The organism is Micromonospora krabiensis (assembly GCF_900091425.1).
Lineage (GTDB): Bacteria > Actinomycetota > Actinomycetes > Mycobacteriales > Micromonosporaceae > Micromonospora > Micromonospora krabiensis.
On sequence record NZ_LT598496.1, the window covers coordinates 2958490 to 2977218 of the forward strand.

Sequence of the window (18729 nt, forward strand, 5' to 3'; positions counted from 1 at the left end):
GGGGGCGCGACCCGCTCCGGGTACGGGCCGCGCCCGTACGGTCAGATCTGACTCCACAGCGCCGGCACGTTCGGCGGCTCCCAGCCGAGGATGGCGGTGTGGGCCTGCCGGCAGCGGTAGGTGAGGCCGCCGTAGGTGACCTGGTCGTTGACCTGGTACGCCCGGCCCGCCGTCCACGTGCCGCCGGCCGGCGGGTTGGTCGGGGTCGGCGTGGGGCGGGGCGTGGGCGTCGGGGTGGGGGTCGGGGTGGGCGTGGGGCCGGGACCGCCGCCGCCACCGATCTGCACGTCGATGCAGGAGTAGAACGCGTTGGCGGTGTCGGCGATGTTCCAGATGGCGAGGATCTTCTGCCGCCCGGAGAAGCCGCCGAGGTTGACGGTGTGCGTGACGGTGGACCCGGGCTGCTGGTTGTTGCCGTTGACCAGGCCGACCCGGGTGTTGCCGATCCAGTACTCCCAGTTGCTGGTGGCGTGCCGGGCGGTGTTGATCCAGGTGAAGGTCACGGTGCTGCCCACCGAGGTGGCCGGCCAGCCCCGGCTGTCGTCGTTGAGCACGGCGAAGTGGGCGATGTTGGCGTGGCAGTTGCGCAGACCCTTCGGCCCCTCGACGCTCTGCGGCTCGTACTTGATCTGGCCGCAGTCGGGGACGCGGTTCTGTGCGCAGAGCGCCTGACGGCTGGGCGGGGACGACACGTAGCCGTGCGCCTGGGCCGGGGCCGCGAGGGCCAGCGAAGCCAGGACGGCACCGGACGCCACGATCGGGAGGGTGATTCTTCGACGCATGGTGACACCTCCTCTACCGGGGAAAGGTGACACCAAAATAAATTAAACTTTATTAACAGTAAAGACCTTCATCGATAAAAGCATCGGCGAGGGTTGATGCGATCAGAGCACCAGGGCGCTGCCGCGCTCGTCGACGCCGTCCGCCGTGTCGTCATCGAGCCAGACCCCACCGGTGGCCAGGTAGCGGAACCGGTACTCCCCCGGCCCCAGCCGCACCGTCACCGTACGGGTGCCGTCCCGGCGGGCGACCAACTCGTGCCGGCCCGGCTCCCAGCCGTTGAAGCAGCCGACCACGCTCACCACCCCGGGCGGGGTGTCGCGCGGCAGGCAGAAGGTGACCCGGGTCTGGGTGCCGAAGAGCTTGGTGCGCTTGATCACGAGTCCTCCACGGGCTTCGGGGCGGTCACCAGGCCTAACGGCCGACACGCCGACGCCGACACGCCGCCGGGCCCGGCCGGTCTGCGGCATTTCGCCCACCGCCGGCCCGAGGTGCCGCACGCTGGGGATACATGTCCTTATTCGGGGGGTTCTCGTGGCAACGTGCGAGGTCTGCGGCAACGACTACTGGATGGCGTTCGAGGTGCACACCGTCAGCGGTGACACGCACACGTTCGACAGCTTCGAGTGCGCGATCCACAAGATGGCACCCATCTGCGAGCACTGCCAGATCAAGATCGTCGGCCACGGCGTCGAGGTCTCCGGACGCTTCTTCTGCTCCGGGCACTGCGCCCGCGCCGTCGAGGGCGCCCGGGGCGCCGAGATCCGGGACACCGTCGGCGCGCGTCCCGCCTGAGCCCGCCGCCGGGGTACGGTCGTCGCATGCAGCCGTTCCCGGGCGTCCTGCCCCCGCCGCGCTCCTGACCGGAGCGCCGCGCCTACCACCGACCGGGTGACCCGGGTCGGCCTTCTCGTCGTGTGCGCTCCGCCGACGTCGTCCTCGTCAGCGGCCCACCCTCTCGGAGCGCACCCATGTCCTCTCGTCGCACGCCGTCCGCACGCCGGACGGCGATCGATCCCGCCCGCGCCGGCCTGATCCAGATCACCCTCACCGGGGTGCTCTGGGGCACCACCGGGATCGTCGTCCACCTCGTCCACGACACCACCGGCCTCGGCCCGGTGGCCATCGGCTTCCACCGCCTGGCGATCGCCGCCCTCGTCCTCACGGCGCTCGCCGCCACCCGGCTGCGCCCGATGCTGGCCGCGCTGCGCGCCGCACCGCTGCCGCTGGTGTTCACCGGCGTCGGGCTCGCCCTCTACCAGGCGCTCTACTTCGCGGCCGTCGCGCTGGCCGGGGTCGGCGTGGCCACCGTGGTCAGCCTGGGTCTCGCCCCGGTGCTCACCGCGGCGTGGGAGTCGGTGCGCGCCCACCGCCTACCCGGCCCGGGTCGGCTCGGCACGCTCGGGGCCGCGGTCGTCGGTCTCGCATTGATCAGCGGGGCGGCGACGCAGCCCACCGAGTCGGCACCGCGGCCGCTGCTCGGGCTGCTCGCGGCCGCCGGCTCCGGCCTCGGGTACGCCGTCACCACCATCGTCAGCCGGGACGTCTCGCGGCGTACGGCTCCGATGACGCTGACCACGATCTCCATGGTGATCGGCGCACTGACCCTCGCGCCGTTCGCCCTGACGGACGGCGTCGCGGTGCCGCTCCGCCCGGACGTGGTGGCCCTGCTGCTCTACCTCGGGGTGGTCACCACCGCGGTCGCGTACGCGCTCTTCTACGCCGGGCTGCGCACCACCGAGGGCAGCGTGGCCGCCGTCCTGACCCTGGTGGAGCCGCTCACCGCGGCGGCGCTCGCCGTCGCGCTCCTCGGCGAGCCCCTGCCGGCCCCGGTGCTCGTCGGCGGGGTGCTGCTGCTGGCGGCGGTCGCGGCGACGTACCTGACGCCGGATCGGTCGCCGGCGCCGCCCACGCCGGTCACGACGCCCCGGGAACCGGCCGGGACGTAGCCCCCGGCCGACGACCTACCATCGCAGGATGCCGCCGCAGACGACCGAGGTCCGCACCGCCACCTTCGCCGACCTGGACACCCGCACCTTCCACGACCTGCTGAAACTACGGGTCGACGTGTTCGTGGTCGAGCAGAACTGCCCCTACCCCGAGCTCGACGGGCGCGACGTCGAGCCGGGCACCCGGCACCTCTGGCTCACCGACGGCGGCGCACCGCTGGCGTACCTGCGGATCCTGGCCGATCCGGGCGGCGTGGCCCGGATCGGCCGGGTGGTGGTCGCACCACGGGCGCGCGGCGGCGGACACGCCAGCCGGCTGATGACCGAGGCGCTGGCCGTCGTGGGTGACGGCCCGTGCGTGCTGGAGGCCCAGTCGTACCTGGTCGACTTCTACGCCCGGCACGGCTTCACCGTCTCCGGCGCCGAGTACGTCGAGGACGGTATCCCGCACACCCCCATGCGCCGCGAACCGAGGCATTGACCGATGGTGATAGATGTGGGAGTCTGCCCAGCGGAGCCAACGCGGTAACCGCGCGAGTGTGGGCACGGGAGAGGCAACTCCCGGTCGTCCGGGCTGTCGTCGTCCGACCTCTCCCCCGGGGGCCCCTGTGTCCACTCCACTCCGATCACACCGTGCCCGGTGGTTGCTCGCCCTCGCGGCGACCGCCACCCTGCTGCTGACCGCCGCCATCGCCAGCCCCGTCTCCGCGCACGGGTCGGTGGTCGACCCCGCCTCGCGCAACTACGGCTGCTGGCAGCGCTGGGGCGGCGACTTCCAGAATCCCCGGATGGCCACCGAGGACCCGATGTGCTGGCAGGCCTGGCAGGCCGACCCGAACGCCATGTGGAACTGGAACGGCCTGTTCCGCGAGGGCGTCGCCGGCAACCACCAGGCCGCGATCCCGAACGGCCAACTGTGCAGCGGCGGGCGCACCCAGAGCGGCCGCTACAACGCCCTGGACACCGTCGGTGCCTGGAAGACCACCCCGGTGTCCGACAACTTCCGGGTCCGCTTCTTCGACCAGGCCAGCCACGGCGCCGACTACATCCGGGTGTACGTGACCCGCCAGGGCTTCGACCCGCTCACCGAGCCGCTGGGCTGGGACGACCTGGAACTGGCCGGCCAGATCGGCAACACCCCCGCCTCCCAGTGGAAGCCGGAGACGGGCGGCGTCTCGATCGAGATCCCGGCCAGCGCGCCCGGCCGCACCGGGCGGCACATCGTCTACACCATCTGGCAGGCCAGCCACCTCGACCAGTCGTACTACCTGTGCAGCGACGTCGACTTCTCCGGCGGCCCGACCACGCCGCCGCCCACCACGCCGCCGCCGACCACTCCTCCGCCCACCACGCCGCCCCCCACGACGCCGCCGCCCGCCGGCGCGTGCACCGCCACCTACCGGGTGACCGGCCAGTGGGCCGGCGGCTTCCAGGCCGAGGTGCAGGTGACCGCCGGAGGCTCGGCCACGCGCGGCTGGTCGGTCAGCTGGACGTACGCCAACGGCCAGCAGGTCAGCTCCTCGTGGAACGCCACGGTGTCGACCAGCGGCTCCCTGGTCACCGCGCGCAACGTCGGCTACAACGGCGCGCTGGCCCCGGGGGCGAGCACGACGTTCGGCTTCCTCGGCTCGTGGGGCGGCAGCAACCCGGCGCCCGCCGTGCTGTCCTGCACCACGACCGGCTGATCCACCCCGATCCCCGCCCGGGGTCGCGTCCCCTCTGCCTCCGGCACGCGGCCCCGGGCGGTCCCCCCGTCGACCCCGCCGGACGGCTGGCGGGGCCGCCGTGGCGGCGGAAACAGGGTGGCGGCCGCGCGTTCCGCGCCGGCATGATTCCGCTCATGATCGAGATGAGGGTCCTCACGCCGGACGAGTGGCGGGTCTGGCGGGAGCTGCGGCTCGACGCGCTGGCCACGGCGCCGTACGCCTTCGGCGCGCGCCTGTCGGACTGGCAGGGTGACGGGGACCGGGAGGAGCGGTGGCGGGGACGCCTCGCGATCCCCGGCTCCCACAACCTGGTCGCGACCCTCGACGCGCGGGCCGTCGGCATGGTCAGCGGCGTCCACACCGACGACGTCGGGGTGGTGGAGCTGATCTCGATGTGGGTGCACGCGGACGCCCGGGGCCGAGGCGTCGGAGACGCGCTGGTGGACAGCGTCGTCCAGTGGGCCCGGAAGGCCGGCGCCACGCGGCTGCGACTGGCGGTCACGCCGGGGAACGAGGCGGCGGTCCGGCTCTACCGACGCCACGGCTTCGCACCGACGGAGGAACTGGGCGACCTGATGCCCAACGGCCTCCGGGAACAGGTGATGGCGCGGCACCTCGACCCGTCCTGAGCGCACGGGTCGCCCACCGCCCCAGATCCGGGGCAGCTCGACAGCCACCGCGCACCCGGGGGTCGGCCCGCGACTGATCGCGGGCCGAGCCCGCCGGCACCGAGGTCAGACCGGGCAGCCGGGGTCAGACCAGGCAGCTGACGATCTCGCCGATCGAGCGGCGCCGGCCCGTGTAGAACGGGATCTCCTCCCGGACGTGCCGCCGCGCGCCCGAGGCGCGCAGGTCGCGCATCAGGTCCACGATGCGGTGCAGCTCGTCCGCCTCGAAGGCGAGCATCCACTCGTAGTCGCCGAGCGCGAACGACGCCACCGTGTTGGCCCGCACGTCCGGGTAGCCCCGGGCCAGCCGGCCGTGCTCGGCGAGCAGCTCGCGGCGCTCGGCGTCCGGCAGCAGGTACCACTCGTAGGAGCGGACGAACGGGTACACGCAGAGGTAGTGGCGCGCCTTCTCCCCGGCCAGGAAGGCCGGGATGTGGCTCTTGTTGAACTCCGCCGGCCGGTGCAGGGCCATCTGCGACCAGACCGGGGCCATCGCGCGGCCCAGCGTGGTGCGGCGGAACCGCAGGTACGCGTCCTGCAGCGCGTCGCTGGAGGACGAGTGCCACCAGATCATCAGGTCGGCGTCGGCGCGCAGGCCGGACACGTCGTACGTGCCGCGGACCACCACGTCCTTGCCGGCCAGCTCCTCGAAGAGCGACTGCACCTCGGCGGTGACGTTGTCCCGCAGCGACGGCAGCGGGTTGGTCGCCCGGAACACCGACCACATGGTGTAGCGGATGCTCGCGTTCAGCTCGCGCAGCCGGGCCGCGTTGGTCTGCTCGGTCATCTCCCCGATCCTCCCAGTGCAGTGATGATCTCGTCGGCCGCCGTCTCACCCGAACGGACGCAGACCGGGATGCCGACCCCGTCGTAGCCGGCACCGGCCAGGGCCAGCGTCGGATGGTTCGCCCGCAGCGCGGCCCGGACCCGGGCCACCCGGTCACCGTGCCCGGGGGTGTACTGGGGCAGCGCACCGCCCCAGCGCTGCACGTGCCCGTCCACCGGCGCGGGCAGCGGGGTGCCGAGCACCGCCGACAGCTCCCGGTGCACGGTCGCCGCCAGGTCCTCGTCGGGGCGTTGCAGAGACGCCTCCTCGCCGTACCGGCCGACGGAGGCCCGCACCAGGGCCAGGCCGTCGGGCCGCCGCAGGTGCCCCCACTTGGTGGTGAAGAACGTGGACGCCTTGACCAGCAGGCCCTCGGTGCCGGGCACCAGGAAGCCGGAGAGCTCCGGCAGCTTCGGCTCCGGCAGCGCCAGGGTGACCAGGGCGACGCTCGCGTAGTCCAGCCCGCCGACGGTGCCGGCCAGCTCCGGCGCCGGGCCGGTGAGCAGCCGGGCGGCCGGGCGGGCCGGCACGGCGAGCACCACCGCGTCGACCTCGAAGTGCTCCTCGTCGCGCGTCGGGCCGACGGTGAGCCGCCAACCGGTCGGCGTCGGGTGCAGCTCGCGGACCGCCGCGTCGGCGCGGACCCTCGCGCCGCTGTGCCGCGCCGCCGCCTCGACCAGGGTGCCGAGCCCGCCGGCGAGGGTGCCGAAGACCGGGGTGCCCGGGGCGCGCGGCACGGCGGCCTGCGCCGCGCGGACGGCGCCGACCAGGGTGTGCTCCACCCGGGCCGTACGCGCCAGCGCGGGCATCGTGGTGGCCAGCGAGAGGTCGTCGGCCCGACCCGCGTACACGCCACCGAGCATCGGGTCGACCAGCCGGTCCACCACCTCGTCGCCGAACCGGGACCGCACCAGGGCACCGACGGCCACGTCCTCGTCCGGGCCGAGCAGCGGGCGGCCGGCGTCGCGGTCGGCGTCCGCGGCCGGCGTGGCGACCGTGGTCACCCGCTCCAGGTCCCCGGGTACGCCGACCAGGGTGCCGCCGGGGATCGGGCGCAGCGCGCCGTCGACGGCGAGCGCGGCCTGACCGACGGTGGGGTGGACGATGCGGTCGGCCAGTCCGAGCCGACGGACCAGCGCGACGACGGCGGAGTCACCGCCGGCCGGGTCCCGCATCAGGAACGACTCGGCGCCGAACTCGACCGGCCCGCCGGCCAGCTCGCCGGTGCGCAGCTTGCCGCCGAGCGCGCCGGACTGCTCGTACACCGTGATCTCGGTGCCGGTGGGCGCCCGGTCGCGCAGCCGGACCGCGGCGGCCAGCCCGGCGATCCCGCCGCCGACCACCGCCACCCGCCACGGCCGCATGTCGCTCAGCTCCGGGCGGCCGCGGCGGCGGTCAGCTCGTGCACCAGCGCGACCACCCGGGTCAGGACGTCCGGGTCGGTCTCCGGCAGCACCCCGTGGCCGAGGTTGAAGACGTGCCCGGGCGCGGCCCGGCCCTCCGCGAGCACGCGGCGCACCTCCGCCTCGACCACCGGCCAGTCGGCGAGCAGCACGGCCGGGTCGAGGTTGCCCTGCACGGCCCGCTCCGGGCCGATCCGGCGGGTGGCGACGTCCAGCGGCGTCCGCCAGTCGACGCCGACGACGTCCGCGCCGGCCTCGCCCATCGCCCCCAGCAGCTCGGCGGTGCCCACCCCGAAGTGGATCCGGGGCACGCCCGCGTCGGCCAGGCCGGTGAGCACGGCCGTCGAGTGGGGCAGCACGTAGCGGCGGTAGTCGGCCTCGGACAGCGCGCCGGCCCACGAGTCGAACAGCTGCACGGCGGAGACCCCGGCCGCCACCTGGACGCGGAGGAAGGCGAGCGTGACCTCGGCCAGCCGGGAGCAGAGGGCGTGCCACAGCTCCGGGTCGCCGTACATGAGCGCCTTGGTCTTCGCGTGGGTACGCGACGGGCCGCCCTCGACGAGGTAGCTGGCCAGGGTGAAGGGCGCGCCGGCGAAGCCGATCAGCGGGGTGGCGCCCAGCTCGGCGACGAGCATCCGGACGGCCTCGTCCACGTACGCGACGTCGTCGCGGCCGATCGGGCGGATCCGCTCGACGTCCTCCGCGGTGCGCACCGGCTCGGCCACCACCGGCCCGGTGCCCGGCACGATGTCCAGGTCCACCCCGGCGGCGGCGACCGGCACGACGATGTCGCTGAACAGGATCGCCGCGTCGACGCCGTGACGGCGCACCGGCTGGAGGGTGATCTCGGTGACCAGCTCCGGACGGCGGCAAGACTCCAGCATCGCCACGTTGGCCCGGATCTCCCGGTACTCCGGCAGGGAGCGGCCGGCCTGGCGCATGAACCAGACCGGGGTGTGCGGGGCGGGCATCCGCCGGCACGCTCGGACGAAGGCCGAGTCTCCCGGTCCGGTGGGGGCGTTTTCTCCGTCTCGGGCGGCGGTGCCCGTGCTGTCCGTGGTCATCGCGGCCATCGTGCCACGCCACGCGCCGGCCCCGACGGGCCCCGCCCCGCTTTGTGACCCGCCGCGCCCGGCGGCCGTCGGCGCGCCGTCGCCGCCGTCGCGGGGACGGCGGCATAGGCTGCCGACATGGCCCCCCCGATCGCGCTCCCGGAGACGTTCGCCCGCGCGGTCGCCGGGCTGCGGTCCGCGGCGCCGCGGTCCGAGATCGTGCTCGAGGAGGTCGGCGCGCCGCAGCGGCTCGCGCCCTACTCCTTCGCTCTCTCCGCCGCCGTGCTGCGCGACGGGGACGAGGTGGCCACCGGCCGGCTGATCCTGCTGCACGACCCGGCGGGACACGAGGCGTGGCAGGGCACCCTGCGGTTGGTCACCTACGTGACGGCCGAACTGGAGGCCGACCTGGCCGCCGACCCGTTGCTGCCCGGGGTGGGCTGGACGTGGCTGACCGACGCCCTCGACGCCCAGGACGCGGGCCACCGGGCGATCGGCGGGACGGTCACCCAGACCATGTCGACCCGCTTCGGTGACCTGGCCGGCCCCCCGACGGCCGGCGACGTCGAGATCCGCGCCTCGTGGACGCCGGTCGACGACGATCTGGCCCCCCACCTGCTCGCCTGGTGCGCCATGCTGGCGTCGACGGCCGGTCTGCCGCCGCCCGGGGTGACCGCGCTGCCGGAGCGCCGCCCCGCCGGCGCCGCCTGACCGCTGACGGTCACCGCGGCGCGAACGCGCCCTGTCGAACTCCGTGTCCGACTCCGGACGGTGCCCGAGGGCCGCCCGGCCGACACGCACCCCGACCGGCTGCTCCCACGGGCACCCGCCGCGCACTAGGGTTGTCAGGTGACCGACGAACCACCCCTGCGCCGTCGGGCCGCCGAAAGCCGTACGGGAATCGACTCGCACCACCCGCCGTCGGCTCAGCCGGAGCCGGCGGGCGCGGGGCCCGACGCCAGCGACGGCGGCCCTGTTCCGCTGACCGCCCCCCGCGAGGGCACACCGCAACCGGTGGCCACGCCGGACGAGCTCGCCGAGGTCGTGGCCCGTTTCGCCGCCGGCACCGGCCCGGTGGCCCTGGACGCGGAGCGCGCCTCCGGCTACCGCTACAGCCAGCGGGCCTACCTGGTGCAGCTGCGCCGCGCCGGCGCCGGCACGGTGCTGATCGACCCGCTGCCGCTGCCCGACCTGACCGCGCTCGACGAGGCGATCGGCGAGGCGGAGTGGGTGCTACACGCCGCCAGCCAGGACCTCGCCTGCCTGGCCGAGGTGGGGTTGCGTCCGCGCCGGCTGTTCGACACCGAGCTGGCCGCACGGTTGGCCGGGTTCGAGCGGGTCGGCCTCGCCGCGCTGACCGAGCAGCTGCTCGGTTTCACGCTGGAGAAGCACCACTCGGCGGCCGACTGGTCCACCCGCCCGCTGCCCGAGTCGTGGCTGACCTACGCGGCGCTCGACGTGGAGCTGCTCACCGACCTGCGCGACGCCCTCGACGAGGAGCTGACCCGGCAGGGCAAGTCGGCGTGGGCGGCGGAGGAGTTCGCCGCGCTGGTCCGGGCCGGCGCCCGGCCGCCGCGGGTGCGCGCGGAGCCGTGGCGGCGAACGTCCGGCATCCACCGCGTCCGCGGGGCGCGGGCCCAGGCCCGGGTCCGCTCGATGTGGTACGCCCGGGACCAGGTGGCCGCCCGCCGGGACGCCGCGCCGGGTCGGGTGCTGCCGGACTCGGCGATCATCGCCGCCGCCGAGCTGGACCCGAAGGACGAGAAGACCCTGCTCACGCTCCCCGGCTTCGGCGGTCGCTCGGTGCGCCGGCTGGCCCGCACCTGGCTGGCGGCGCTGGACGACGCGCGGCAGCTGCCCGACGACGCGTTGCCGGTGACGCCGGTGGTCGAGGGCCCGCCCCCGCCGCACCGGTGGGCAGAGCGGGATCCGGTGGCCGCCGGCCGGCTGGCCCGGTGCCGGGAGGTGGTGCTGCGGGTCTCCGGCGAGCACGGCCTACCCGCGGAGAACCTCATCGCCCCGGACTCGGTGCGCCGGCTCGCCTGGGTGCCGCCGGAGGAGGTCACCGAGGAGTCCGTACGCGAGACGCTGCGCGGCTTCGGCGCCCGTGAGTGGCAGATCGGCCTGCTGGTGACGGATCTGGCCACCGCTCTGACCGACCCGCCGCCCGCCACCGCGGAGTAACGACACCCGTTCGGTGTGGGGTGGGCCACACGGGGGGTGGTGTCCCAGTTGGTTACTGACGAGTAGCATCCGAGGGAAACGCCCGTGCCGGCGACCGTCGTCCGGTCCGTCGTGCCGTACCGCGGCACCGGGCCGGCCCCGGTCGGTAGAGGGAGGCTCAAAGTGCCCCGTGAAGTTCGGGATGTCGTCTTCGTCGACGGCGTCCGCACCCCGTTCGGCAAGGCGGGTGGCATGTACGCCAACACCCGCGCCGACGACCTGGTGATCCGCTGCATCCGTGAGCTGCTGCGCCGCAACCCGCAGCTGCCGCCGGAGCGGGTCGAGGAGGTCGCCATCGCCGCGACCACGCAGATCGGTGACCAGGGCCTCACCATCGGGCGGACCGCCGCGCTGCTGGCCGGCCTTCCCAAGACCGTTCCCGGCTTCGCGATCGACCGGATGTGCGCCGGCGCGATGACCGCGGTGACCACCGTGGCCGGTGGCATCGCCATGGGCGCGTACGACATCGCGATCGCCGGTGGCGTCGAGCACATGGGCCGCCACCCGATGGGTGAGGGCGTCGACCCCAACCCGCGGATCATCGCGGAGAAGCTGGTCGACCCGTCCGCGCTGGTCATGGGCGCCACCGCCGAGAACCTGCACGACCGCGTCCCGCACATCACCAAGGAGCGCACCGACGCGTTCGCGCTCGCCTCGCAGCAGAAGACCGCCAAGGCGTACGCCAACGGCAAGCTCCAGGACGACCTGGTGCCCGTCGCGGTGCGTGACCCGGAGACCGGCTGGGGTCTGGCAACTGTGGACGAGGCCCCTCGGGACACCTCGATGGAGAAGCTCGCCACCCTCAAGACCCCGTTCCGCCCGCACGGCAAGGTCACCGCCGGCAACGCGGCCGGCCTCAACGACGGCGCGACCGCGAGCCTCATCGCCGCCGAGGAGACGGCCCGTGAGCTGGGCCTGCCGATCGCAATGCGGCTGGTGTCGTACGGCTTCGTGGGCGTCGAGCCCGAGGTGATGGGCGTCGGCCCGATCCCGTCGACCGAGAAGGCGCTGCGCATCGCCGGCCTCACCATCGACGACATCGGCCTGTTCGAGCTGAACGAGGCGTTCGCCGTGCAGGTGCTCGCCTTCCTCGACCACTTCGGCATCGCCGACGACGACCCGCGGGTCAACCAGTGGGGTGGCGCGATCGCCATCGGGCACCCGCTCGCCTCCTCCGGTGTGCGGCTGATGACCCAGCTCGCCCGGCAGTTCGCCGAGCACCCCGAGGTCCGCTACGGCCTCACCGCCATGTGCATCGGCATCGGCATGGGCGGCACCGTGATCTGGGAGAACCCGCACTGGACGGAGGGCAACAAGTGAGCGCGCTCGCCGCACCGAACGAGGTCGTCACCCGGGCGCTGCTGCGCCAGGTGAACGTGCCGGGGCTGGACCGTCCCGCCGCCCTGATCACCCTCGACAACGGCCTCGACCACACCAAGCCCAACACCTTCGGCCCGGCCGGTCTGGCCAGCCTGGACGAGGCCATCACCGCCGCCCTGGCGGCGGACCCGGCGTTCGTCGCGGTCACCGGCAAGCCGTACATCTTCTGCGTGGGCGCGGACATCGTCGGCCTGCCGCAGCTGGCGGACCGTGAGCAGGCGCTGGAGATCGGCCGGCTCGGCCACCGGGTCTTCGCCCGGCTGAAGGACAGCACCGTGCCCACCTTCGCGTTCGTCAACGGCGCGGCGATGGGCGGTGGCCTGGAGTTGGCGCTGCACTGCCACTACCGGACGCTCTCCGGCGGCGCGGCGGCGCTCGCCCTGCCCGAGGTGTCCCTCGGCCTGGTGCCCGGTTGGGGTGGCACCCAGCTGCTGCCGAACCTGATCGGCATCCCCGCCGCCACCCAGGTGATCATCCAGAACCCGCTGATGCAGAACAAGATGCTCAAGCCGAAGCAGGCCGCCGAGCTGGGCATCGCCGACATCCTGCTGGAGCCGGCCGACTTCCTGGAGCGGTCCCTGGAGTGGGCGGCCGGTGTCGTCCGCGGCGAGGTCACCGTGACCCGGCCCGAGGTGGACCGGGACATGTGGGCCGGGGTGCTCTACTTCGCCCGGCAGACCCTCGACGCGCGGCTGCACGGCGCGGTTCCGGCCGCGTACAAGGCGCTGGACCTGCTGGACACGGCGAAGGACGCCGACTTCGCGGTGGGCACCGCGGCCGAGGACGAGGCCCTCGCGGACCTGGTGTTCTCCGAGGAGCTGCGCAGCGGCCTGTACGCGTTCGACCTGGTGCAGCGGCGGGCCAAGCGGCCGGCCGGCGCGCCGGACAAGGGACTGGCCCGCCCGGTCACCAAGGTCGGCATCGTCGGCGCCGGCCTGATGGCGAGCCAGCTCGCGCTGCTGTTCGCGCGTCGGCTCCAGGTGCCCGTCGTGATGACCGACCTGGACCAGTCGCGGGTGGACAAGGGCGTGGGCTACGTCCACACCCAGATCGAGAAGGCCGTCACCAAGGGCCGGATGGACAAGGGCACGGCCGCGAAGCTGTACGGCCTGGTCAGCGGCTCGGTCGACAAGGGCGCCTTCGCCGACGCCGACTTCGTCATCGAGGCGGTCTTCGAGGACCTCGGTGTGAAGAAGCAGGTGTGGGCCGAGCTGGAGAAGATCGTCAAGCCGGAGGCCGTGCTGGCGACGAACACCTCCTCCCTGTCGGTCACCGAGATGGCCGCCGACCTGGAGCACCCGGAGCGGGTCGTCGGGTTCCACTTCTTCAACCCGGTCGCCGTGCTGCCGCTACTGGAGATCGTGCGCGGCGAGCGGACCGACGACGCGACCCTCGCCACCGCGTTCGCCGTCGGCAAGCAGCTCAAGAAGTCGTCGGTGCTGGTCAAGGACGCCCCCGCGTTCGTGGTCAACCGGCTGCTCACCCGCTTCCTCGGCACGGTCTTCGCGGCCGTCGACGCCGGCACGCCGCTGGACGTGGCGAACAGCGCGCTGGACCCGCTGGGCCTGCCGATGCGCCCGCTCGCCCTGCTCCAGCTCGTCGGCCCCGCGGTCGCGTACCACGTGGGCGGCACCCTGCACGCCGCGTTCCCGGACCGGTTCGGCGTCAGCGAGAACCTCAAGCGCATCGCCGACTCGGGCCAGCCGATCGTCGTCGACGACGAGGTGAACCCGGAGGTGGCGAAGCTGCTGGTGGTGGGCGACAACCCGCTCACCGCCGAGCAGGTGCGGCAGAACGCCCTGGACGCGCTGGCGCAGGAGATCCGGCTGATGCTCGACGAGGGCGTCGTCGCCGAGGCGCAGGACATCGACCTGTGCATGATCCTCGGTGCCGGCTGGCCGTTCCACCTGGGTGGTGTCACTCCGTACCTGGACCGGACCGGCACCTCGGAGCGCGTCACCGGCCGGCGGTTCCTGCCGCTCGGCGCGGCGAGCCTTCCGGCCTGACCCGCACCGCTCCCCCGACCTCGCGGTGGTCGGCGGCGTCCCACCCGACGCGGCCGGCCACCGCGAGCGTCTGTACCGGGGGCACGGGCCGGTCGACGGACAGCGGCGGAGGCACCGGCCTGGCTAACATCACGCGTTCGGCATTTCTCACCTGGAGCTGACGCATGTCCTATCCGCCGGCCGATTCCTACCCCCCGCCCTCCGGGCCGGGCTCCTATCCCCCGCCCCGCCAGCCCGGCGGTTACCCGCCGGCCGCCCAGGGCGGGCACCCCCAACAGGGCGGCTACCCGCAACAGGGCGGGCACCCCCAACAGGGCGGCTACCCGCAACAGGGCGGCTACCCCCAGCAGAGCGGCTATCCGCAACAGGGTGGTTACCCCGAGCAGGGCGGATACCCCCAGCAAGGTGGCTACCCCCAGCAGGGTGGTTACCCCGGCCCGCAGCAGGGCGGGCACCCCTACCAGGGCGGCGGGTACGCCGGCCCGCAGCAGGGCGGCGGGTACGCGAGCCCCCAGCAGGCCGGCGGGTACGCGAGCCCGCAGCAGGGCGGCTATCCGGACCAGTCCGACGCTTACGCGCAGCCCTCGCCGGGCGGCGGCTACCAGCAGCCGGGCGTCGGCTACCCACCCGCGCCGGGTCAGCCGGGAGGCTACCCTTCGGCCCCGCAGGACGGCCCGCAGCCCGGCCAACCGCACGGGGACCCGAACGCGTCGGTTCCGCCGCCGCGGAAGAGTCGCGTCGGCCGGATCGTCCTGATCGCGGTCGTGGCGGTCCTCGTGCTGTGCGGGGCCGGCGCGGGGATCACCTGGTTCGCGATCAAGGACGACGTGAGCGAAGGCGTTGAGGCGAGCCGTACCCGGCTGGAGGCGCCGGAGACGCTCGCCGGGCGGCCGAAGATCACCGACCCGGCGATGCAGTCGCTCACCGACCAGATGGTCGCCGAGATGAAGAAGACGGCCCGCGGTGAGACCAGCGCGGTCGGGGCCTTCTACGGCGACCCCGCGAAGCAGGATCTGGTGATGGTCTTCGGGGTCTCCGGCGTGATGGCCGACCCGAAGAAGGAGCTGGACGACGCGGTCGCCGGTCTGGGCTCGCAGTTCGGCATGAAGGGAATGAACCCGGTGGAACCCGGTCCGCTGGGCGGCGAGGCCCGCTGCGGTGACGGGACGGCCGAGGGCGCCCCGCTCGGGGTCTGCATCTGGGCCGACAAGGGCAGCGTCGGCGCGATCGTGATGTTCTTCAAGACCGGCGAGCAGGCCGGGGCGGACTTCGCGGCGATGCGCAGCGAGGTCGAGAAGCGCGGCTGAGTCGCACCGTGGGGCCCCGGCGTCGACCGCCGGGGCCCCACGACCGGCCCGTCAGGCGGCCGGGAAGTACGTGTCGAGCTTGCGGCGGAGGTGCGCCGCGTAGACGAAGCCGAGCATCGGGTTGCCACGGAAGGCGGCGGCGGCGCCGGTGCCGGCGTCCACCACCACCGGCCGGCACAGCGCGGCGAACTTCAGCCGCTGCTTCTCCCGCGCCCAGGCCACGGCCGCCGGCTCGATCTCGGTGCCGACCAGCGCGGGGAGGACCGCGACGCCGCTCTGCACGCCGCGCAGGCTCCCCTTGCGCGCGATCACGTAGTCCAGCGCGGAGGTGCTGAACGCCTCCAGGCCCGCGGCCGTGACCACCGTCGCCGGCGCGGCGATGGTGAACAGGTGCAGCCTGGTCGCCATCCAGCGCAGCTTGAAGTCGGCCCGGTAGCCGACCAGCACCGGCACCCCGCCCCAGTCCTCGGTCCGCACCTCACAGCCGTCGTCCCGCAACCGCTGCCCGGTCGCGTCGATGTAGGTCCGCACCGGCTCCGTCGCCGTGGTGTCCATGTGCCCTCGCCTTCCCGCCCTGCCGTCCCTGGCGGCCCATCAAACACCACCGCCGCCTCCGCCGCCGCCCCGGTGTGACGGCGGCGTCATCCGCTATCCGCCCCCGGCCCAGGTCACGGCCCGTCGGGCACACTCGGCGCATGACGAGTACGGGGATCGTCCGGACGTGGAACGCCGACGAGGGTTGGGGCGTCATCGACGGGCCGGACGTGCCGGGCGGCTGCTGGGTGCACTTCTCGGCCGTCGCCGTGGACGGCTACCGGGAGTTGGCCGGCGGGCAGCGGGTCACGTTCCGCGCCGAGGTGGAGGCCCAGGACGGATTCGACTACCGGGCCGTGAAGGTGTGGACGGGCGACACCGAGCCGGACGACCGGCGGGACGGCGAGCCGTCCGCCGCGTACGGCAGCAGCCTCACCGTGACCTTCGACCACCCGCCGGCCGCCGGCGGGCACTGACCATCGGTCGGTCGGGCGCGTCCTCAGGCGGGCGTGGCGGCGCGTTCCGCGGCGCTGCGCTCCACGCAGAACTCGTTGCCCTCCGGGTCGGCGAGCAGCGCCCAGCCGGTGCCGTCCGGCTGTCGGTGGTCCGTGAGCAGGGACGCGCCGAGACCGAGCAGCCGCTCGACCTCCTCGTCCCGGGTCCGGTCGGTGGGCTGGAGGTCCAGGTGCACCCGGTTCTTCGCCACCTTGCCCTCCGGCACCCGCTGGAACAGCATGCCGCCCTCGGCGATGTCCACACCGGACATCAGCGCGCACTCGTCCTCACCCGGCGCGTTCTCCGGATGGTGGCGCAGCCCCGTCGCCTCGGCCCAGAAGCTCGCCACCGTGAACGGGTCGGCGCAGTCGAAGTCGATCCAACGCACTCGCAGAGTCATGCCCCGAACCTCTCACGACGATCAAGCGGTTTTCGACGGCCGGGACGGGGCGGACGCCGCCGGCACGACATCCGCCGACGGGAGGGTGACGGTCACCTCCAGGCCGCCGCCGGGCTGCGCGACCGCCTGCACGGTGCCGCCGTGCGCGTCGCAAACCGCCCGGACGATGGACAGGCCCAGGCCGGAGCCCCGCGCGCCGGTACGCTCCCGACCGCCGCGCCGGAACGGCTCGAACAGGCCCGGCACGTCGGCCGGGTCCACCTCGAAACCGGTGTTCCCCACCACCAGCCACGAGCGCTCGCCGTCCGAGCCGGTCCGGACCCAGAGCCGCCCGTGCAGGTGGTTGTAGCGGACCGCGTTCTCGATGAGGTTGCCCGCCAGCCGGTCCAGCAGGCCCGGGTCGCCCACCACCGGTGCGGACTCCAACGAGGTCTGCACCCGCAGGCCGATCCGCTCCACCTCGCGCCGCACCGCCGACAGGGCGTTGGCCGTGCCGGTGGCCAGGTCGCACTCCGTACGACGGCCGAGCCGGCGCCCGACCTGCGCCTCGCTGCGGGCCAGCACCAGCAGCGCGTCCACCAGCCCGTTGGCCCGCTCCGAGGCGTCCCGGACCACCGTGGCCATCCGGCGGTACTCGGCGGCGTCCGCCTCGTCGTCGCTGAGGGTCACGTCGATCTCGGTCCGCATGACCGCGAGGGGTGTCCGCAGCTCGTGCGAGGCGTTGGCCACGAAGCGTTTCTGCGCCTCGAACGCGTCGGCGATCCGGTCGAGCATCGCGTCGAACGTCTTCGCCAGCTCGGCCACCTCGTCGTCGGCGCCGGAGTAGCCGATCCGTTGGTCGAGGGTGGCCTCACCGAGCCGCTGGGCGGTGGCGGTGACCTGGTGCAGCGGGCGCAGTGCCCGCCCCGCGACGGCGTACGCGCCGGCCACTCCGACCACGCTGATCGCCAGCAGCGCCACAAGCCCCTTGGCCAGCAGCTCGCCGGAGGCCGCGTCGACCAGTTGCCGCTGCCACTCGCCGGCGTCGAGGGTGCGACCGTCGGCGAGCACGACGGTGGTGCCGGGCAGCAGTTCGTCGGTGGGGCGCAGCGCGTCGCGCACCAGCAGCCAGGCGAGCAGCACGAGGATCGCCCCGGCACCGACCAGCAGCACGCCGTTGAGCAGCGTGAGCCGCAGCCGCAGCGTGGGCCGCAACCGTGGCCGGGTCACGCCGCGACCTCGGCGGTGCGGTAGCCGGCGCCGACCACGGTCTCGATCAGCGGTGGGTCGCCGAGCTTCTTGCGCAGGGTCATCACGGTGACCCGGACGATCGTGGTGAAAGGGTCGGTGTTCGCGTCCCACACCCGCTCCAGCAGCTCCTCGCTGGAGACCACCGCGCCGCGTGCCTTGAGCAGCTCGCGGAGCACACCGAACTCCTTGTTCGTCAGGTCGACGGGCGTCCCGGCCCGGGTGACGACCCGCCGGGCCGGGTCCAGGACCAGGTCGGCCACGGCGAGCACCGGCGGGGCGGCCGGGGTGGCGCGGCGGCCCAGCGCCTGCACGCGGGCGACCAGCTCGTCGAACGCGAACGGCTTGGGCAGGTAGTCGTCGGCGCCGAGCTGGAGGCCCTCGACCCGGTCGGCGACCGTGCCGCTGGCGGTCAGCATCAGCACCCGGGTCAGCGTGCCCGAGGCGGCCAGTTCGGCGCAGATCTGGTCGCCGTGCACGCCCGGCAGGTCCCGGTCGAGCACCACCACGTCGTAGCGGGTGACGAACGCCATCTCGTGCCCGGTGTCGCCGTCGTAGGCCACGTCGACCGCCAGGCCCCGCTTGCGCAGCCCCCGCGCGATCGCGTCGGCGAGGTTGCGCTCGTCCTCCACCACCAGTACCCGCATGCCGGCCTCCTCCCGCTGACCACCGACAACGCCGACCCCCGACGACGCTGACCACCGACAACCTAGTGCCGGCCACCAAACCAGGGTCCCTCGCCGCCCGGGTCGGTCGCCGTTTGCCCGAACCTC

General features: G+C 74.0%; 20 protein-coding genes. 11 read left to right on the top strand and 9 right to left on the bottom strand.

Annotated elements, in window-relative coordinates; translation table 11 throughout:
- Window positions 1-41 precede the first annotated feature (41 nt).
- Complete coding sequence (locus GA0070620_RS13160; protein WP_091590594.1) at window positions 42-782, bottom strand: lytic polysaccharide monooxygenase; 741 nt, start codon at window positions 780-782, stop codon at window positions 42-44.
- Between the two features lie 102 nt (window positions 783-884).
- Complete coding sequence (locus GA0070620_RS13165; RefSeq protein ID WP_091590595.1) at window positions 885-1160, bottom strand: isoamylase early set domain-containing protein; 276 nt, start codon at window positions 1158-1160, stop codon at window positions 885-887.
- Between the two features lie 154 nt (window positions 1161-1314).
- Here GA0070620_RS13165 and GA0070620_RS13170 point away from each other — a divergent pair, with 154 nt between their 5' ends.
- From GA0070620_RS13170 to GA0070620_RS13190, 5 genes are all read left to right on the top strand, one after another.
- Window positions 1315-1575 carry a Prokaryotic metallothionein gene (locus tag GA0070620_RS13170; protein ID WP_091590598.1) on the top strand — a complete coding sequence of 87 codons (261 nt, stop codon included), beginning with the start codon at window positions 1315-1317 and terminating at the stop codon, window positions 1573-1575.
- Window positions 1576-1751: 176 nt separating this feature from the next.
- Window positions 1752-2729 carry a DMT family transporter gene (locus tag GA0070620_RS13175; protein WP_091590601.1) on the top strand — a complete coding sequence of 326 codons (978 nt, stop codon included), beginning with the start codon at window positions 1752-1754 and terminating at the stop codon, window positions 2727-2729.
- A 28-nt stretch (window positions 2730-2757) separates the two neighbouring features.
- Window positions 2758-3210: a GNAT family N-acetyltransferase gene (locus GA0070620_RS13180; RefSeq protein WP_091590603.1), complete on the top strand. Its 453-nt coding sequence runs from the start codon at window positions 2758-2760 to the stop codon at window positions 3208-3210.
- 127 nt (window positions 3211-3337) lie between these two features.
- Window positions 3338-4414 carry a lytic polysaccharide monooxygenase auxiliary activity family 9 protein gene (locus GA0070620_RS13185; protein ID WP_172836425.1) on the top strand — a complete coding sequence of 359 codons (1077 nt, stop codon included), beginning with the start codon at window positions 3338-3340 and terminating at the stop codon, window positions 4412-4414.
- 155 nt (window positions 4415-4569) lie between these two features.
- A complete protein-coding gene (locus GA0070620_RS13190; RefSeq protein ID WP_091598686.1) occupies window positions 4570-5064 on the top strand; it encodes a GNAT family N-acetyltransferase in 495 nt (164 codons plus the stop codon).
- Window positions 5065-5188: 124 nt separating this feature from the next.
- Here GA0070620_RS13190 and hemQ read toward each other — a convergent pair whose 3' ends face one another.
- From hemQ to hemE, 3 genes are read right to left on the bottom strand one after another with little or no spacing between them, the layout of a single operon-like run.
- Window positions 5189-5890, bottom strand: a complete 702-nt coding sequence (hemQ, locus tag GA0070620_RS13195) for a hydrogen peroxide-dependent heme synthase (protein WP_091590613.1) — start codon at window positions 5888-5890, stop codon at window positions 5189-5191.
- Window positions 5887-7293 (bottom strand): protoporphyrinogen oxidase, encoded by a 1407-nt coding sequence (hemG, locus tag GA0070620_RS13200; protein WP_091590615.1) that lies wholly within the window; start codon window positions 7291-7293, stop codon window positions 5887-5889. Before hemG ends, hemQ begins: the two co-directional genes overlap by 4 nt.
- A 5-nt stretch (window positions 7294-7298) precedes the next feature.
- Window positions 7299-8396, bottom strand: a complete 1098-nt coding sequence (gene hemE / locus GA0070620_RS13205; RefSeq protein ID WP_172836426.1) for a uroporphyrinogen decarboxylase — start codon at window positions 8394-8396, stop codon at window positions 7299-7301.
- Between the two features lie 126 nt (window positions 8397-8522).
- Between hemE and GA0070620_RS13210 the strand changes: the two genes are divergently transcribed.
- The 5 genes from GA0070620_RS13210 to GA0070620_RS33225 all read left to right on the top strand — a co-directional run bounded on the left by GA0070620_RS13210 (window position 8523) and on the right by GA0070620_RS33225 (window position 15300).
- A complete protein-coding gene (locus tag GA0070620_RS13210; protein ID WP_091590619.1) occupies window positions 8523-9095 on the top strand; it encodes a DUF3000 domain-containing protein in 573 nt (190 codons plus the stop codon).
- Window positions 9096-9233: 138 nt separating this feature from the next.
- Window positions 9234-10568 carry a ribonuclease D gene (locus GA0070620_RS13215; protein WP_091590622.1) on the top strand — a complete coding sequence of 445 codons (1335 nt, stop codon included), beginning with the start codon at window positions 9234-9236 and terminating at the stop codon, window positions 10566-10568.
- A 162-nt stretch (window positions 10569-10730) separates the two neighbouring features.
- Entirely contained in the window at window positions 10731-11927 is a 1197-nt protein-coding gene (locus tag GA0070620_RS13220) for a thiolase family protein (protein ID WP_091590624.1), read from the top strand.
- Window positions 11924-13993, top strand: coding sequence for a 3-hydroxyacyl-CoA dehydrogenase NAD-binding domain-containing protein (locus GA0070620_RS13225; RefSeq protein WP_091590628.1), 2070 nt, complete (start codon window positions 11924-11926; stop codon window positions 13991-13993). Before GA0070620_RS13220 ends, GA0070620_RS13225 begins: the two co-directional genes overlap by 4 nt.
- 164 nt (window positions 13994-14157) lie before the next feature.
- Window positions 14158-15300 (top strand): hypothetical protein, encoded by a 1143-nt coding sequence (locus GA0070620_RS33225; RefSeq protein WP_197677593.1) that lies wholly within the window; start codon window positions 14158-14160, stop codon window positions 15298-15300.
- 51 nt (window positions 15301-15351) lie between these two features.
- Here GA0070620_RS33225 and GA0070620_RS13240 read toward each other — a convergent pair whose 3' ends face one another.
- Entirely contained in the window at window positions 15352-15855 is a 504-nt protein-coding gene (locus GA0070620_RS13240) for a levansucrase (protein ID WP_091590631.1), read from the bottom strand.
- Between the two features lie 140 nt (window positions 15856-15995).
- On the opposite strand from GA0070620_RS13240, the gene GA0070620_RS34025 reads away from it, so the two are divergent.
- On the top strand, window positions 15996-16310 hold the full coding sequence (locus tag GA0070620_RS34025; RefSeq protein WP_091590634.1) for a cold-shock protein: 315 nt from the start codon (window positions 15996-15998) through the stop codon (window positions 16308-16310).
- Between the two features lie 23 nt (window positions 16311-16333).
- Here the strand turns inward: GA0070620_RS34025 and GA0070620_RS13250 are convergent, their stop codons facing one another.
- From GA0070620_RS13250 to GA0070620_RS13260, 3 genes are read right to left on the bottom strand one after another with little or no spacing between them, the layout of a single operon-like run.
- A complete protein-coding gene (locus GA0070620_RS13250) occupies window positions 16334-16729 on the bottom strand; it encodes a VOC family protein (RefSeq protein WP_091590637.1) in 396 nt (131 codons plus the stop codon).
- Between the two features lie 21 nt (window positions 16730-16750).
- Window positions 16751-17938 (bottom strand): sensor histidine kinase, encoded by a 1188-nt coding sequence (locus GA0070620_RS13255; protein WP_091590639.1) that lies wholly within the window; start codon window positions 17936-17938, stop codon window positions 16751-16753.
- Entirely contained in the window at window positions 17935-18603 is a 669-nt protein-coding gene (locus GA0070620_RS13260; RefSeq protein WP_091590643.1) for a response regulator transcription factor, read from the bottom strand. The genes GA0070620_RS13255 and GA0070620_RS13260 overlap by 4 nt, the downstream gene beginning before the upstream one ends.
- Window positions 18604-18729 lie beyond the last annotated feature (126 nt).